Raw genomic sequence first — 16,134 nt, 5'->3', positions numbered from 1 at the left:
AATATTAATGGAAGTTCGTGAAATTAACATTCATTTAAAACGCAATTTCACCAAGTGGCAAAAGTTCTTGCGGTTCAATGGAATTGAAGCTTTTTCTGAAAAAGAAACATCTTCTATTGATAAGACTTTTGTATGGGAAGAAAATGGTGAGATTTTAGCAACTGGATCAATTGCTGGTAATGTATTGAAGTATATTGCAATTTGTTCAAAAGTTCAGGGACATGGTGAAACATTTAACAGTTTGGTTAGTAAATTAGAAAACGAAGCTGCAATGATGGGGCACTTCCATTTGTTTGTTTTTACGAAACCACAATATAGTCAAAGTTTCCAGTATGTCGGATTTCATGAATTAGCAAAAGTAGAACAAGGAACTATATTAGAAAGTGGAACCCCTGATATTCATGACTATATTTCGTCTTTGCCACACTTTAACGATCAAGAAAGAAGCAAGATCGCGGGAATTGTTATGAACGCTAATCCTTTTACAAAAGGACATCGTTACTTAGTGGAAACTGCTAGTAAAGAAAATAATTATGTATATGTTTTTGTTGTTAGTGAAGATGTTTCCATTTTTTCATTTTCTGATCGTTTTAAGTTAGTTAAAGCAGGAGTAGCTGATTTACCAAATGTTATAGTAGTACCAGGTAAGGAATACATGGTTAGTTATGCTACGTTTCCAGCATACTTTTTAAAAGATGATCAAAATGTTGGAAGATTTCAAGCTTCCTTGGATGCAACCCTTTTTAAGGAACAAATTGCAAAACCACTTAATATAACATCTCGATATCTTGGGAATGAACCATATTCCAAAACAACAAATATATATAATGAAGAGTTAAATAGGGTTCTACCACCTGATGTTGAAGTAAAGATTATTGATCGAAAGAAAAATAAGGATCAAAATATTATTTCAGCAACGAAGGTACGAGCAGCAATTGCTAATGATGATATTGCGTTAGTAAAAAAGTATGTTCCAGATACAACGCTCGAATTTATTAAAAACAACTGGTCTGAGCTTCAAACTCGGATAAAGGAAGGAAGTATTAAATAATGGATATTAAGAAGACTGCATTAGCAGGAACTTTGGAATCTTCCGATATTCAAATTACTTTGAGCCAAGGTAATAATGGTATCAACATTGACTTAGATTCCTCTGTGGAAGAACTTTATGGTAATCAAATTCGTAAGGTGATTACTGATACTTTAACTGCTTATGGAATTGATAATGCCAATGTTAAAGCTGTGGATAAAGGAGCTTTAGATTGTGTAATTAAAGCACGGACAATGGCTGCTGCTCAACGTGCTCTTGATACAGCAGATCAACCAGACTGGGAGGTATTTTAATAATGGAAGAACGTTTACGTCGGACAATGATGTTTGTCCCAGGTAACAATGCCGGAATGGTAAAGGATGCTGGTATTTATGGTGCCGACTCCATTATGTTTGACTTGGAAGATTCAGTTTCAATGGCAGAAAAAGATGCTGCCCGGATGTTAGTTTATCAAGCTCTTCAAACACAAGATTATGGTGATTCAGAATTAGTTGTTCGTGTTAATGGAATTGATACACCATTTTTTAAGAATGATGTTTTCGCAATGGTAAAAGCCGGTATTCAAGTTGTTCGTTTGCCAAAAGTAGAATCAGCTCAAATGATGCTAGATCTTGTAAAAGTAGTAGAAGAAGCTGAAAACAAATTTGGTATTAAGCCAGGTACAACGCACGTTATGGCAGCTATTGAAAGTGCTAAGGGAGTACTTAATGCACCAGAAATTGCTGCAAGCACTGACCGGATGATTGGTTTGGCACTTTCTGCTGAAGACTATACGACTGATATGAAGACTCATCGTTACCCAGATGGAGCAGAACTTGAATTTGCTCGTAACATGATTCTTCACGCAGCACGTGCCGCTGGCATTGCAGCCTTTGATACTGTCTTTACTAATATGAATGATGTAGAAGGCTTTAAACGTGAGACTGAACACATTCACGAATTAGGATTTGACGGTAAATCTCTTGTTAACCCTCGTCAAATTGATTGGGTAAATAAGATTTATGAACCAACCAAGAAAGAAATTGAAAATGCATTGGACGTTGAAGCTGCAATTGAAGAAGCACACCAAAAGGGTTCAGGTGTTATCTCAATGAACGGTCAAATGGTTGACCGCCCAGTTGTATTACGTGCACAACGGGTAATTCGTTTAGCAAAGGCTTCTAACTTGATCAATGAGGAGGGCGAATACATTGAAAAATAAAGTCGGACGCGAAATTTCAGATAAAATTTTAGATTCAACAAACTACAAGCCATTTGAAACTACTGAAATTGGTCATCCAATTGTTCACTATACTGGTCATGATGTTCGTGTTACCAAGGGTGACGATAAGTTAGTAGATTCATTAGATGATGTTATCAAGAATAACTTGAAGGACGGGATGACAATTTCGTTCCACCACCACTTCCGTAATGGTGACTTTGTATTTAACATGGTTATGGATAAAATCATCAAGATGGGTTACAAAGACTTAACTTTGGCTCCATCATCGTTAACTGGGGTAATGAATGATAAGGTAATCGAAGCTATTAAGGCTGGTACAATTACTAACATTACTAGTTCTGGTATGCGGGGAAGTCTTGGGGAAGCCGTTTCTCATGGTTTATTAAAGAATCCAGTTATTTTCCGTTCACATGGTAATCGTGCACGTTCAATTGAAAATGGAAATATTAAAATTGATGTGGCCTTTATTGGTGTTCCTAACTCAGATCGAATGGGAAATGCTAATGGTATGAATGGTGAATCAGCTTTGGGATCATTAGGTTATGCATTAGTTGATGCCAAATACGCAGATAAAGTTGTTCTTGTAACAGATACAATTGCTGATTATCCTAATACGCCTGCATCAATCCAACAAACACAAGTAGATTACGTTGTAAAAATTGATAAAGTTGGGGATCCAGACCGTATTGGTAGTGGTGCAACACGTTTCACTAAGGATCCTAAAGAATTGAAGATTGCAAAGATGGTTAATGATGTAATTGTAAATTCTCCATACTTTAAAGAAGGTTTCTCATTCCAAACTGGTACTGGTGGAGCTGCTTTAGCTGTTACCCGTTTCCTTCGTCAAGCAATGATTGATAACAACATTACTGCTTCCTTTACTTGTGGGGGAACTACTTCGCCAATCGTTAAACTTTTAGAAGAGGGATTAGTAAAGAAAGTTATGGATGTTCAAGATTTTGACAAGGGTGCTGCTTCAAGTATGAAGAGTAATCCTGGTCAAATTGAAATTGACGGATCATGGTATGCTGATCCTGATAACAAGGGAGCAATGGTTGATCAACTGGACATTGCAATTCTTTCTGCTTTGGAAATTGATACTGATTTCAATGTTAATGTTTTAACTGGATCTAATGGTGAAATTCGTGGTGCTGTTGGTGGACACCAAGATGCTGGTACTGCAAAGATGACAATTATTTCTGCACCATTAACTCGTGGTCGGATTGCAACAATTGTACCAGCTGTTAATTCAGTAACTACCCCAGGTTCATCAATTGATGTTGTTGTTACTGAAGTAGGGGTTGCTGTAAATCCTGCACGTAAAGATTTAATTGAAGCATTCAAGAATGTGCCAAGTATTCCATTGATTTCAATTGAAGAATTACAACAACGTGCAGAAAAGATTGTTGGTAAGCCAGAAAAGATTGAATATACTGATCGAACAGTTGCACTTGTTGAATATCGTGATGGTACTTTAATTGATAAAATTAAACAAATTAAGGACTAATTACGAATAGAAATTGCGGTACTGGAATTTTCTAGTACCGTTTTTTATACCCGTTATTGCTATAATTAATGTTAAAATTTGATTTGAGGAGTTAGTATGCAAACTATTTTTGATCACGGTGAATACCAAGACATTCTTGCCGTTTAAAAAAATAAGGATGAGCGTGTAAAAATACAAAACCAGTTATTGAAAACTAATCCATCAATGACTGTTGTAGCAGCTAAATTAAATATTCCTGGTCCAATAAAGAATAATAAAAAGATAGAGTCATTTTTTATAGCTGGCCTCAATGAATTTGAAAAAATGTTATTAGATGCTGGAATTGTTTTTATTTCAAAAAAAGAGTGGCTGGATAAGAAAACTGGTCCAGAGCGCTTCTATCTTGTTGATACGGGTGCAATTTTAGTAAAAGAGATTACGAATCATTTTGAAGAATTGAAGCCAAGTTATCGTTTATTTGACTTAGATGTGCTAGCTAATGATAGTGGAACAATAAAATCACTATCAAGGTCAGATGTAAATCAACCTGCTAGAAAGTGTTTAATTTGTGGTCGCCCAGCTAAAGAGTGTGGTCGCTCCCGTCGACATTCAGTTGAAGAGTTACAAGAAAAAGTTAGTCAGTTAGTTTGCGTAGAATTGGCATATCAAGAAAAAGAAAACATTGCAAATTGGTTAACTCAGCATGCACAACGAGCCCTTTTATATGAAGTGTCTGCTTGGCCTAAGCCCGGATTAGTGGATCCAGTTGAACATGGAGCACACTTAGATATGGATATATTTACTTTCATTAATAGTTCTATTAGTTTGCGTAACTATCTTCATCAAGCAGCATTACTAGGAATAATGAGTCGTTCTGCTAATTTATCATTGATATTTGAAAAGTTACGTGAATATGGTAAAAAAGCTGAGAAAACAATGTTTGTTGCTACAAATAATGTTAATACTCATAAAGGAGCAGTTTTTTCATTGGGAGTATTTGTTGCAGCAACAGCCTACAGCTTACAGCATCTAAAACAATTTGATGCAAATGATATTAAAAACGTGATTAAAAAGATGTTAAAAAATTTGATTAATGATGATCTAAAACATCTTTCATCGAAAAAAATTTTAACTGCGGGTGAGAAACAATATTTAAAATACGGCCTTTCTGGTATTCGAGGGGAAGCACATGCTGGATACCCGACAGTTTTTAAGTATGGTTTACCAACCTTATTAACATCAAACTATGATTGGAATAGCCGAATTTTAATAACTTTTTTAGAACTAGCTTTACATATTGAAGACTCGACCTTAATTAAAAGAGCAGGGGATCCAGCTATTCAAGAATGGAAAAATAAAGAAATTCAAGAGTGTTTAAGACTAGGTGGAATAGATACTAAGGCTGGACAACAAAAGCTAACTAAAATTGAAGAAAAATTCACTCAACAAAATTTAAGCCTTGGCGGCACTGCTGATTTATTAATAGTTACTATCTTTTTAGCTTTAGTGAAGGAAGGGTTGCCTGATGGACTTCAAAACAAATGACGGGATAAGAATTAATTACTATGTTTATGGCACTGGAAAACCAGTTGTTTTAATTCATGGCTTTGGCGGCTACCAACAAATATGGTGTTTACAAATTAAAAACTTAATTCAGCAAGGTTATCAGGTAATTACGTATGATCAGCGAAATCATGGAGCATCAACTAGAGATGAGAAATTAGACTCCATTGAGCCCTTAATAAAGGATTTATATGAACTATTAAATTATTTAAATGTTGCAAAGCCCTTTTTAATTGGGCATTCTATGGGTGCATCTGTAATATATGGATTCTTATCACTTTATGCTGATTTTCCTTTAAGTGGTGTGATAGCGATTGATCAATCTCCCAAGATGCTTAATACAATTCAATGGCCTTATGGATATATGGATGTCACAAGGGCATCATATAAATTAAAATTAAAAGAGCATGGTAATGTTAGAGAGACATTAAATGGGGTGCCATCTCAAGTAATATCAAAATTAGAGCCAGAAAAAGAAATGTTTCCATTTATTAGGACCGAAAATCTTCCCTTACTCTATGATCACGCTAAACGGGATTGGCGATTAACCCTTGAAAAAATTAGTATTCCAACATTATTAGTCACCGCAAATCAAAGTCCGTACTTTAATGGTAAATTTGCAGATGTTATGAGACAAGCTAATCCACAGTTTATATCACATCAATCTGTTGATCAAAGTGGCCATGTAATAATGGCAGAACAGGCAAACAAATTTAATAAAATAATGGATAATTACTTAAAAGAACATCAATAATTTAACATTTACTTGAATAGCTTAAGATTAGTGCGGAAGCTGGGAGAAATGAAAAAAATTCCCCCAGCCTTATTATTTTAAATAACAAGATAACATGAAGCCAGTTTAGCCGACCTTCTTGTTGAGAAGATTAATTTCTTTTGCGAACATTCTTTTGTATTCAAGTATAAGTTGACGTAAGATAAAGATATTATTTCGACATAGAAAGGGTTAAGACGATGAATACTCGTGATTTGCAATACTTTGCCATGCTAGTTAAATTAAAAAATTATACGCAAGTAGCAAAGTATTTTAATGTTTCTCAACCTAGTATTACCCAGGCAATTCGTCGCCTTGAGCAAGAATTTGACACAAAGTTAGTGCGCAAAGATCGTGTTCATAGGGATGAAATGTTTACGCGCAGTGGGCAGTTACTATATGAAAAAGCGTTGGCGATAAACAAAAAAATAGACATTGCCCATCAAGAAATAGCACGGTCCGATCAGCGACAAATAAAATTAGGTCTTCCGCCAATTATTGGAAAAATGTATATTTCACACATTATCGGCAATCTTTCTAAGCAGCTTCTTCAACGAATAAAAATTGTTTCTGTGGGGTCGCATGAGTTGCTAAGTGAATTACAAGCGGGAAAGATCGATATTGCCATGCTGGGATCAATTGCACCAATTGATCAAGCCGGTATTTTTGCGGAATTAATAACTGCGCGACCATTTAGTATCATCGTAAGTGCTGATCATCCGCTTGCAAAGAAAAAGGCGGTTAGTTTTCAAGACTTAACGAATGAAATCTTTATTAATTATGACCAGCAATATGTGCATAAAGCTGCCTTCCAAGCTTATTCTACCTATGCCCAAATTAATCCACAAACGGCAATTTATAAGGTACCAAATGTTTCCTGGATTAAAGAGTTAGTGCGGCAAAATAAGGGAATTAGCTTGATGGTAAAAGATGCGGTAAAGGATGAACCAGGAATTGTTGCCTTAGATATTGAAGACCCAATTCCCGAAAAATTTTTTATTTCGCTTGCCACAAGGGAGGATTACATTTTAAGCGATGATGAACAGCAATTAATCACTAAATTAAAAGAAATTACTCCCGTCGCTTGACAGCCGCCGTATAATTAAATAGTTAAGAGAATTGATAAGAGGAGCTGGATGGGTTTTGAGTAAGGATAAAGAGATCTCAGCGAGTGATTTTGAGCCGACTGAACATTTGTCTGATAAGCATCATATGGCGATTCCATGGCATGACTTTTTTACAAACGATAATTTCACCCCTGCGTATGAGGCTAATTTAGTAGAACGAGCAGCGATTGTCGGGCGAATTGGATTAATGATGCTTTCTTATGGAACGGGGGCATGGCGAGTCCGTGATTCAATGAATACAGTTGCCCGGACGTTGAAAATGACTTGTTCGGTCGATATTGGGTTAGTTTCCCTCGAATATACTTGTATGGATGCCCACCATAGTTACACGCAGGCAATATCTTTGCCAAGCACAAGTATAAATACGACAAAACTTTCGCAGATGGAGCGATTTATTAAAGAATTTGACCAGAATGGAAGCGAGATGACAATTGGAGAAATCCATTCCCGTTTGGAAGAAATCGCTCACTCAAAAGGAAATTACGCTCCTTACCAAGTAGGACTAGCAGCTGCTCTGGCATGTAGCGCCTTTGTCTTTTTACTCGGTGGTGGACCAGTTGAAATGTTTTGTAGTTTTATCGGGGCTGGCCTCGGAAACTATGTCCGCCGTAAGATGATTGACCATCACATTACCTTATTTGCGGGAGTAGCGGTTGCGGTTGCAGTTGCGTGCCTTTCTTACCTGCTGGCTTTAAGTTTGATGCAATTAACATTTAATGTGAGTTCGCGTCATGAAGCAGGGTATATCGGCGCAATGCTGTTTATTATTCCAGGATTTCCATTTATTACTAGTGGACTTGATATTTCAAAGCTTGATATGCGGTCTGGGCTTGAACGGATGACCTATGCAATCGCAATTATTACAGTTGCTACCTTGGTCGGATGGATTGTGGCGTTGATGGTTAATTTACGTCCTGAGAATTTTCAAGCATTGCCTCTATCGGCATTAATGCTCTTTTTACTCCGGCTGCAAGCCAGCTTTTGTGGGGTATTTGGCTTCTCAATAATGTTTAACAGTACGCCTAAAATGGCAGCTATTGCCGGTTGTATTGGTGCGATTGCTAATACCTTACGATTAGAATTAACGGACTTGACCGGAATACCGGCAGGAGCAGCCGCATTTTTAGGAGCATTAGTTGCCGGGTTATTGGCATCGATTGTTAAACGTAAAATCCAATATCCGCAAATTTCAATCACGGTTCCATCGATTGTTATTATGGTCCCGGGACTTTATATGTATCGGGCAATGTATAATATCGGTTTAACTTCGATTAGTGTAGGAACGCTTTGGATGACCAAGGCGCTTATGATTGTTGTATTCTTGCCAATGGGATTGATCGTTGCTCGGATTCTTACAGATTCTAAGTGGCGACATAATGGATAGGAGATTGAGAATATGATTGCAGAATATCCGCCAACACTCCTGGCAGAGGTAAAAGAAAAAACGAAGGATCGTCAATTAACAGGTTTTACTCCAGGTCAAGGACCGCTTAATCCAGATTTGATGTTAGTAGGAGAGGCTCCTGGTCGTCACGAAGAAAAGGTAAATATTCCTTTTTCGGGTGCTTCCGGTCAAGAGCTGATGAAGTTGATTGAATCAATCGGATATTCACGTTCAACCGTTTATATTACCAGTGTAGTTCGTCAACGGCCTTATAGTATTAAGAGGGCAATTGATAAGAAGACGGGTGAAGTGATTGAAAAACACCCTAACCGGACGCCAACTAAAAAAGAAGCCTTAGCATTTGCCCCTTTGTTTGATTGGGAATTAGCTCAAGTTAAGCCGAAAATTATTGTTACGCTTGGCAATACGGCTTTACAACGGCTGCTTGGTAGTCAGGCTAATATTGGTAAGCTTCATGGACAACTTCTCCACGAAAAAATTCAGCGGACTAATGACGCGCATGATGGTTATGAGTTGACGGCTGATAAATATTGGATTATGCCGATGTATCATCCAGCCGCAGTACTCTATGCCCGCCGATTAGAGCCTACTATTAAAGTAGATTGGCAACAGTTGGGACAAGACATTAAGAAAATGAAAAAATAATCATTATACTTTTTATGCCTAAGGTCGTATAACGGAAAACAGTTTGTAATTCAAGAGGATGGGACAACGCACTTAGATGCTCTGTTCCATCCTCTTTAGTACGGAGAGAATTAAAGGGGATGAAAAAGTGGAATTACAACAACGACGAACAATTGTTACTGGTGCGTTGTTACTATCTAATATTATGGCGGGGATGGATGGTACGATTGTAAATACAGCCTTGCCAGCTATTACCAGTGATCTTCATGGGTTGCAATATATGGGGTGGATCATCGCAACTTTTCTTTTCGGAATGGCTGTTGCGACCCCATTATGGAGTAAGTTTGGTGAGCATAAGGGAAACAAGCAAGCCTATATTACCGCTACCTCCATGTTTTTAGTTGGAGCAATCTTTCAAGGATTAGCCCCTAATATTTTATGGTTTATTATCGCGCGAACTGTAATGGGAATTGGTGCTGGAGGAATGATAAAAGTTGACAGTAAGGCGGTAGACCCAATTGTTCCTAGCAGTCTGTTTAAAAATCGCGAACTGGTAATTGATTTTACTTTATTCGTTATAATTTGGGGTTCCTTTATTGCATTTGTCACTTATATTCCAATGTGGGCTCAGGGAATTTTAGGTTTAAGTGCGCTGCTTGGCGGAATGACGCAAATTCCAGGGGCGGTTACTAACTTTATTGGTTCAGAATTAGTGCCAGTGTTGCAGGAACGATGGGGAAAATACTGGATTGTTACCTGTGGGGCAGCTTCAATTTTTATTGCCTATTTAGGAATAATGATTGGGGGACAAAAAACACCATTCTGGCTTATTTTATTCATGGGTGCTTTTGAAGGGTTTGGTGTTGGCCTTGTTTTTAATATTTTACAGATTAATGTTCAAACAGATGCTGAATTACGGGATGTGCCAATTGCTACTTCACTAGGATACTTATTGCGAATTTTGAGTCAGACTCTTATGTCCGCGGTGTATGGAGTTATTATTAACCAAGAGCTATTCCAGGGTGTTCAAACGCACCACGGAATTACCTTAAGAATGCTAAATAAATTATCAAATGCCCAAACTGCTAGTAGTCTTCCGGATAAGCTTTTACCAACCCTGCGTACGATTCTTTATAATGGATATCGCGACATTATCATTGCGGCAGTAATTTTAATCCTTATTGCCTTAGTTTTGGTTGTGGTTTTAGGCTGGCAAAATCATTGTCATCAACGCGACCTAATGGCTTTAGGTAATCTTAAAGACACAAAATCTTAAATCATGATAGGATAATAGTAAGATTTTAAATGAGGAGCGATCGTTTCAGTGGAGAAAATAAAGAAATTTAATACTCAAATTGCTAGTCATTTGGCTAATAATCTTGAGAATAGTTTGCGAGAGTTACGACGATGTGGTGCTCATCGTTCTAGTAAAGCAACCTTTACTGAAATGGGAATTTAATTAAGCGGATTTAAAAACGATCTTGCAGAAAATAATAAGTTTAATGCCTTAGTGGGGAACGCATGGATTGACAACGAGGCTGAATACTACTTGCCTGCTGCTGTAATGACAGTTGATGTTCAACGTCAAGAACAGGAAGTAACAACATATGTCTTAAATGATCACGGAAATAATCAACGAGTAATCATGTATCTAACCGGGGGAGCCTATATTCAGCGCCCCAATAAGACTCATTGGCAATATTTAAATCGGTTGGCAATCGCCACGGATGCGAAGATTTATGTCTCAATTTATTCGCTGGTTCCGCATGCTACTTACCGTACCGCCTACCAAGAAATTGCTAGTCTTTATAGTAAAATTTATACCCTTATGCCTGCTAGTAAAGTAACTATTATGGGCGATTCAGCTGGTGGGGGATTAGCAGCTGGCTTTTGTGAATATCTTGGTAAAAAGGGGCTTCCACAGCCTGGTCACCTCATCTTATTTTCTCCTTGGCTCGACCTTGATCTCACAAATTCTCTCATTAGCAAATATGAGGATAAAGATGTTACACTAGCAGTGAACGGTTTGCGAAAAATTGGTACGATGTGGGCCGGTGATACGGATCATCAAGACTATCGATTAAGTCCCTTATATGGGAATCTTGATCAGTTGCGCGATGTGACTGTTTTTGTAGGGACAAGGGAAATAATGTATCCTGATGTGACCTTGTTTGTTCAAAAATTGCGTGACGCTGGGATCACTGTAAACTCATATACGGGTCGTGGACTGTTTCATATTTACCCGCTTTATCAAATTCCAGAAGCAAAGGGTGTAATGAAACGGGTAGTTGCAATAATTAATAATTGATGGGGTGATATTTTGGCTAAAGTTGCTGTAGTGTTTGCACCAGGTTGTGAAGAAGTAGAAGGACTTACAATTGTGGACGTTCTCCGGCGAATGGGGATTGAAACCACAATGGTTGGATTAGAGGATTTTCATGTTCCTGGCGCTCACGGAATTGAATTAACTTGTGATGAGGTAATGAGTGATCGGCTCCTCGATTATGATGTGGTAGCCTTTCCTGGTGGTCGTGGGGGTGCTCAAAAGCTTCGCGATAATGATAAGTTGATGAAATTGATGCAAAAACGCAATGCAGAAAATAAGTGGGATGCCGCAATGTGTGCTGCTCCGATTGCCTTGGCTCGGTATGGTTTGCTTGATAATCATAACTATACTTGCTTTCCAGGAATTAACGAGGAAATTGCTAAGGGTGCCCCAACAGCAAATTTTGAAGAGGATATTACGGTTGTTGATAATGATGGGAAGATCATTACCAGTCGTGGTCCCGCAACTGCCTTAGCCTTTGCTTATCAGATTGCAGAGGTATTAGGCTACAATACTGATAAGATTAAGCATGAGATGCTATATGATTATTTGATGGATCAAAAATAGACGATAAAAGTAAAAGGGAGCGAGACAGAAGTCACTCGTGACTTCGTTTTCAACGCGAAGCTAGCCTCTGGGAGCCACCGCAAGCAACAATAGGCCTTCAGCGTTCGACTTTGCCGGATGCTGAAGGCCATTGTTGTACTGCGCTGTTCGTATTTTATGGAAGTGACCTAACTTATGTCACAACTCCTTAATTATATTATTTAATCAACCACCAGAAGATTGAACGGTGGTTTTGCTGATCAACACGTTGGTTAACAACGCTAACTAAAATCATCATTGTGGCAATGATTGAATTCTTCTTGCGGAAAGCAGTATAACGTGAATACCAAACTGTCGCATATTTATCTTTGTATCGCCGTAATCCTTGAAAGCCATACAAATGATATCCATATTCATAAATGAAGTGCGCAGCTTTTTCTTCAATAAAGCTAAATTGATATTCCCCGACATTTGAAAGAGGTGCCATTCCGAGATCGAAGTAGGTATAACCGTTTTCCTGACCATATTGGAACATACTGATGAAAATTTTATCCATTATTCCAGAAGGAGCATCTTTGCTATGACGCATGAGGTCAATTGTTAAAATCTTTTTACCTCCTGTCGGCATAAACGTTGCAAAGGCGACCATTTTGCCTTCTTTATCACGGATAATACCAACTGGTGCCTGATTAATATAGTAGGAGTCAAAGAAACCAAGAGAAAATCCTTTTTCTGTTTCGTTTCCTAACCAGCTATCGGAGACTTGTTTCATCTCTTGCATTAATTCTTTACTAAATGGTGGCTTTTCAACGGAGAAGGTATAGCCTTCACGATCAAATTTATGCATCAATGCTCGTTGTGATCGTTGTCGCTTACCAGCAAGCGTAAAGTCTGCCAGCTTAACGAGGCCAGTTTCACCGGTCTTAATAAAGTCAAAACCAAATTCATGAAGAAGCATCGTCATATCGCTGGAGACTTCATAAAAGACAAGCTGATAGCCATACTTATCAGCTTCTAAGACAAATTGTCGAAGAGCTGGTCGCCAACTATCCTTATTGCCAACTGGATCACCCATTACGACCAAGCGATCATATTTACGGCGATACATGAAAAAGAGCTTATCATGGTCGTCAACACTGTAATAGTAGATACTTTTATCTTTTAAGAAGGCGAGGTGACTAGTTTCATTTCCCCCATATTCTTTAATAACATTGCGGATCCGTTCAGCATCAAATACACTTGGGATATTGAAAGGATCAGTCCCGGCCATAAAGTAGCGCAGAATAACGAAAATTAATAAGAGACCGAGGATTAATCCGAAGAGTCCGGAAATCCAAATCTTTTCACCAGGGAAAAATAGAAAACCAGGGATGTGGTGCTTGCTGGAATATTGAGGAGCATTAATAACGCCGACAATTACATAGAGGATACAAGCCCCAGCAAAGATAAGACTATCAATTGCAAATTTTCCAATTGAATATTCCAATTTCTTCCGGTATAACACATGGCGAGAGAGTAAAACAAGTATCAAAACAATGACGAGGTAAATTGTTAAGCTCAATGTTCCCAGGTTCCAAATGGTATTAGCAATTCCAATTACCAATAATATTAAAGTAGGAAGGTATGCCTTTTTCACCTTTGATTGAAGACCGCGAGCACAGGCAAGCATAGCCAGTGCAAATAAGATGGTTGTCAATTGGTGGAGGAAGAAGAAGGTATAGGGATAAAGGTTCGCGATAATCTTATTTTGTGCTGTGATGTCTGGAATTGAGGCAGTAATAAGCATCAAAATCCCAGAAACATACATAAACGTTGTAATTAAATAGTAAGCAAGTTTGCGGACCATTAGTAATGGCAATCCGTCAAAGAACTGGTTAACTTGTGATGCCAGCGAATGCAAGAACATGAATCCGGCAATAATTAATGGAATGATGTAGTAAAAAATTCGGAATAGTAATAACCAAATAACAGAGGTAGTTTGGGAAACGCCAAGTAATGACAGTTCTAACATCATTAAAAGGTCAAACGAACCAAGCGCCCCCGGAATCATTGAAAGAACCCCGAGTACCTGGGCAACAACGTATAACGGCAGAACGCTAATAAGGTTATGCCGAACGCCTAAGCACCAACCGACCAATAAGAAGAAAAGTGCGACAAATAGCCATTCACAAGTTGAACTGGTAATTAAAAAGGTTCCTACTTTTGGCGTGATATCCTTAAATATTTTACTATTATGAATAACAGTAAAATAAAAAACGATTGGGAAATATAATCCGCCCCCCACAAGCCAAAGTGCGTATTGATTGAAGTGCCCACCATCGTGAAACACAAACATGATGATCAAAGCTACCCAACAAAGAGCAGATAAACCAGAGAGTAAAAAGACGGCAATTTTAGAGATAGCAAGCAGAATCTCTTTCTTAGTTGCGTTCTTTCGATAGAAGTATGCTCGTAAAGTAGAACCAAGAATTCCGCCAAATCCGGCAATATTTGTTAAGGTATTAGTAATCCATCCACAGCGAATAATATATGATTTCTTAAATTTCCCGGGTAATAAATGGGTGATTGCAAAATCATACCCCAACATAGGGATGACTGCGATGCATCCGGTAATTAGGAGCAGGATGATGCTTTCCCAAGACAGGTTTGCTAAGCCAACTCCTACTTCATGCCATTTAACTGTTTTAAAAAAGTTACCTAACGCGAGAATAACAAAGACTAGGACTGAAGTTACGAACACTACTTTTATGACTTTTGAATACTTAGACCACCAGTTTAATAGGCGCTTGCCCAACTGCTGCATTAAAAACTCCTCCTTGAATAATAGCTAGTACTTTCATTATAAACTATTGGGAATTTTTGCGGTATAGATAGGAAAAACGAAAAATCAAAAATAAATTGCAAATTTTTGTTGACTAATTTTGAAAAATCTCGTATACTTTTATTTGTTGTCGAGTTGGTCCGTTGGTCTAGTTGGTTTAGGACGCATCCCTGTCACGGATGAGATCACGAGTTCGAGTCTCGTACGGACCGTTCAATATTAAAGAGCTGTGATTTAGGTCATCAGCTCTTTTTTTGTATCTTTTGTAATGTCGATGGAGGAGATTAAGATGGAAAATACGTGGATATACCAAGGAACCGAACCGATTAAAATAAAGAAGTACCTTCAGTCATTGGGGATGGGGCACCGTTTATTTAACGATCTTAAAAACGGTGAAGGGGAATTCCTTGTTGATCATCGGAAGGTACGGCCAACAACTCAGATTCTTCCTAATCAACCTTTAACCATTAAGGCTCAGCCAGAGTTAGCTGATGATACTGTTGAAATTAGTAATGAGCCCTTAAAGATTGTTTATGAAGATGATAATTGGTTGGTAGTAGATAAGCCAGCAGGTGTGACTTCTATCCCAGGACCAACCGTTCAAAATAATACAGTTTTGAATCGGGTGAAGGGATACTTAATTGCATATAATTCTGCAGATCTCCGCCCTCATTTAATTACACGACTGGATCGCTTTACGGGAGGATTACTTCTTATCGCTAAGCATCATATTGCCTCCAGTATGATCAGTCAACAAGTGCAGCAACATCAAATGCTGAAGGAATATACCGCTTTAGTAGAAGGACAAATTATGGACGAACATGGCGAGATTAACAAGCCGATTGGAAGAAAGGATGGGCAGGCTGCACGGGTAATTGACGAGAATGGGCAACGAGCTTTGACCGAGTATTGGGTTGAAGAACGAGATGCAAAGTGGACACGAGTACGGGTAAGACTTCACACTGGACGCACACACCAGATCAGGGTTCACTTTGCCGCTATTGGTCATCCCCTAATTGGTGACCATCTTTATGGCGGCGATACTAGTAAGTATGATCATCAGTTGCTTCATGCAAGTAAAATTAGCTTTAACGATCCCTTTACCCTTAAACAAAGGACATTTACCTCAGAATTGCCACCAGTATTTTTGAATTAGATTAAATACAAAATAGAGACTAGGAGATTGTTTTT

At 38.2% G+C, this 16,134-nt stretch carries 12 protein-coding genes, 1 tRNA gene and 2 pseudogenes; 14 read left to right on the top strand and 1 reads right to left on the bottom strand.

What is annotated here, in order from left to right:
• Nucleotides 1-7 precede the first annotated feature (7 nt).
• From citC to SH603_RS09375, 12 genes and pseudogenes are all read left to right on the top strand, one after another.
• Nucleotides 8-1,051 carry a [citrate (pro-3S)-lyase] ligase gene (gene citC, locus SH603_RS09430; RefSeq protein WP_169472447.1) on the top strand — a complete coding sequence of 348 codons (1,044 nt, stop codon included), beginning with the start codon at nt 8-10 and terminating at the stop codon, nt 1,049-1,051.
• Complete coding sequence (gene citD, locus SH603_RS09425) at nt 1,051-1,344, top strand: citrate lyase acyl carrier protein (RefSeq protein ID WP_003670701.1); 294 nt, start codon at nt 1,051-1,053, stop codon at nt 1,342-1,344. The genes citC and citD overlap by 1 nt, the downstream gene beginning before the upstream one ends.
• A 2-nt stretch (nt 1,345-1,346) precedes the next feature.
• Nucleotides 1,347-2,252 carry a citrate (pro-3S)-lyase subunit beta gene (gene citE, locus SH603_RS09420; protein WP_003670699.1) on the top strand — a complete coding sequence of 302 codons (906 nt, stop codon included), beginning with the start codon at nt 1,347-1,349 and terminating at the stop codon, nt 2,250-2,252.
• Nucleotides 2,242-3,780 carry a citrate lyase subunit alpha gene (citF, locus tag SH603_RS09415; RefSeq protein ID WP_169472445.1) on the top strand — a complete coding sequence of 513 codons (1,539 nt, stop codon included), beginning with the start codon at nt 2,242-2,244 and terminating at the stop codon, nt 3,778-3,780. Before citE ends, citF begins: the two co-directional genes overlap by 11 nt.
• Nucleotides 3,781-3,876: 96 nt before the next feature.
• Nucleotides 3,877-5,304 (top strand): annotated as a pseudogene (gene citG / locus SH603_RS09410) (triphosphoribosyl-dephospho-CoA synthase CitG).
• Nucleotides 5,285-6,076 carry an alpha/beta fold hydrolase gene (locus SH603_RS09405; RefSeq protein WP_169472443.1) on the top strand — a complete coding sequence of 264 codons (792 nt, stop codon included), beginning with the start codon at nt 5,285-5,287 and terminating at the stop codon, nt 6,074-6,076. The pseudogene citG and the gene SH603_RS09405 overlap by 20 nt, the downstream one beginning before the upstream one ends.
• Before the next feature lie 218 nt (nt 6,077-6,294).
• Nucleotides 6,295-7,182 carry a LysR family transcriptional regulator gene (locus SH603_RS09400; protein ID WP_169472442.1) on the top strand — a complete coding sequence of 296 codons (888 nt, stop codon included), beginning with the start codon at nt 6,295-6,297 and terminating at the stop codon, nt 7,180-7,182.
• 55 nt (nt 7,183-7,237) lie between these two features.
• On the top strand, nt 7,238-8,605 hold the full coding sequence (locus tag SH603_RS09395; protein WP_169472441.1) for a threonine/serine ThrE exporter family protein: 1,368 nt from the start codon (nt 7,238-7,240) through the stop codon (nt 8,603-8,605).
• 12 nt (nt 8,606-8,617) lie between these two features.
• Entirely contained in the window at nt 8,618-9,271 is a 654-nt protein-coding gene (locus SH603_RS09390) for a uracil-DNA glycosylase (protein WP_169472440.1), read from the top strand.
• A 76-nt stretch (nt 9,272-9,347) separates the two neighbouring features.
• Nucleotides 9,348-10,526 (top strand): MFS transporter, encoded by a 1,179-nt coding sequence (locus SH603_RS09385; RefSeq protein WP_169472439.1) that lies wholly within the window; start codon nt 9,348-9,350, stop codon nt 10,524-10,526.
• Nucleotides 10,527-10,574: 48 nt separating this feature from the next.
• Nucleotides 10,575-11,558: pseudogene (locus tag SH603_RS09380) on the top strand (alpha/beta hydrolase fold domain-containing protein).
• Nucleotides 11,559-11,570: 12 nt separating this feature from the next.
• A complete protein-coding gene (locus tag SH603_RS09375; protein ID WP_169470968.1) occupies nt 11,571-12,143 on the top strand; it encodes a DJ-1 family glyoxalase III in 573 nt (190 codons plus the stop codon).
• A 196-nt stretch (nt 12,144-12,339) separates the two neighbouring features.
• On the opposite strand, the gene mprF is transcribed toward SH603_RS09375, so the two are convergent.
• A complete protein-coding gene (gene mprF, locus SH603_RS09370; protein WP_321533886.1) occupies nt 12,340-14,925 on the bottom strand; it encodes a bifunctional lysylphosphatidylglycerol flippase/synthetase MprF in 2,586 nt (861 codons plus the stop codon).
• Nucleotides 14,926-15,080: 155 nt separating this feature from the next.
• Between mprF and SH603_RS09365 the strand changes: the two genes are divergently transcribed.
• Together SH603_RS09365 and SH603_RS09360 are read left to right on the top strand one after the other, a co-directional pair.
• Nucleotides 15,081-15,155, top strand: a tRNA-Asp gene (locus SH603_RS09365).
• A 77-nt stretch (nt 15,156-15,232) separates the two neighbouring features.
• Nucleotides 15,233-16,099, top strand: a complete 867-nt coding sequence (locus SH603_RS09360) for an RluA family pseudouridine synthase (RefSeq protein WP_321533885.1) — start codon at nt 15,233-15,235, stop codon at nt 16,097-16,099.
• Nucleotides 16,100-16,134: the final 35 nt, after the last annotated feature.

This window comes from Limosilactobacillus reuteri, assembly GCF_034259105.1.
GTDB classification, from domain to species: Bacteria; Bacillota; Bacilli; order Lactobacillales; family Lactobacillaceae; genus Limosilactobacillus; species Limosilactobacillus reuteri_G.
Note: the sequence above shows the minus strand (reverse complement) of the source record. Positions and strands in the feature narration are given on the sequence as shown.

Bases quoted from the DNA above. Each gene is read 5' to 3' on its own strand.
- citC (WP_169472447.1), top strand. From the start codon at position 8: ATGGAAGTTCGTGAAATTAACATTCATTTAAAACGCAATTTCACCAAG.
- citD (WP_003670701.1), top strand. From the start codon at position 1,051: ATGGATATTAAGAAGACTGCATTAGCAGGAACTTTGGAATCTTCCGAT.
- citE (WP_003670699.1), top strand. From the start codon at position 1,347: ATGGAAGAACGTTTACGTCGGACAATGATGTTTGTCCCAGGTAACAAT.
- SH603_RS09405 (WP_169472443.1), top strand. From the start codon at position 5,285: ATGGACTTCAAAACAAATGACGGGATAAGAATTAATTACTATGTTTAT.
- SH603_RS09400 (WP_169472442.1), top strand. From the start codon at position 6,295: ATGAATACTCGTGATTTGCAATACTTTGCCATGCTAGTTAAATTAAAA.
- SH603_RS09390 (WP_169472440.1), top strand. From the start codon at position 8,618: ATGATTGCAGAATATCCGCCAACACTCCTGGCAGAGGTAAAAGAAAAA.
- SH603_RS09385 (WP_169472439.1), top strand. From the start codon at position 9,348: ATGCTCTGTTCCATCCTCTTTAGTACGGAGAGAATTAAAGGGGATGAA.
- mprF (WP_321533886.1), bottom strand. From the start codon at position 14,925: ATGCAGCAGTTGGGCAAGCGCCTATTAAACTGGTGGTCTAAGTATTCA.
- SH603_RS09360 (WP_321533885.1), top strand. From the start codon at position 15,233: ATGGAAAATACGTGGATATACCAAGGAACCGAACCGATTAAAATAAAG.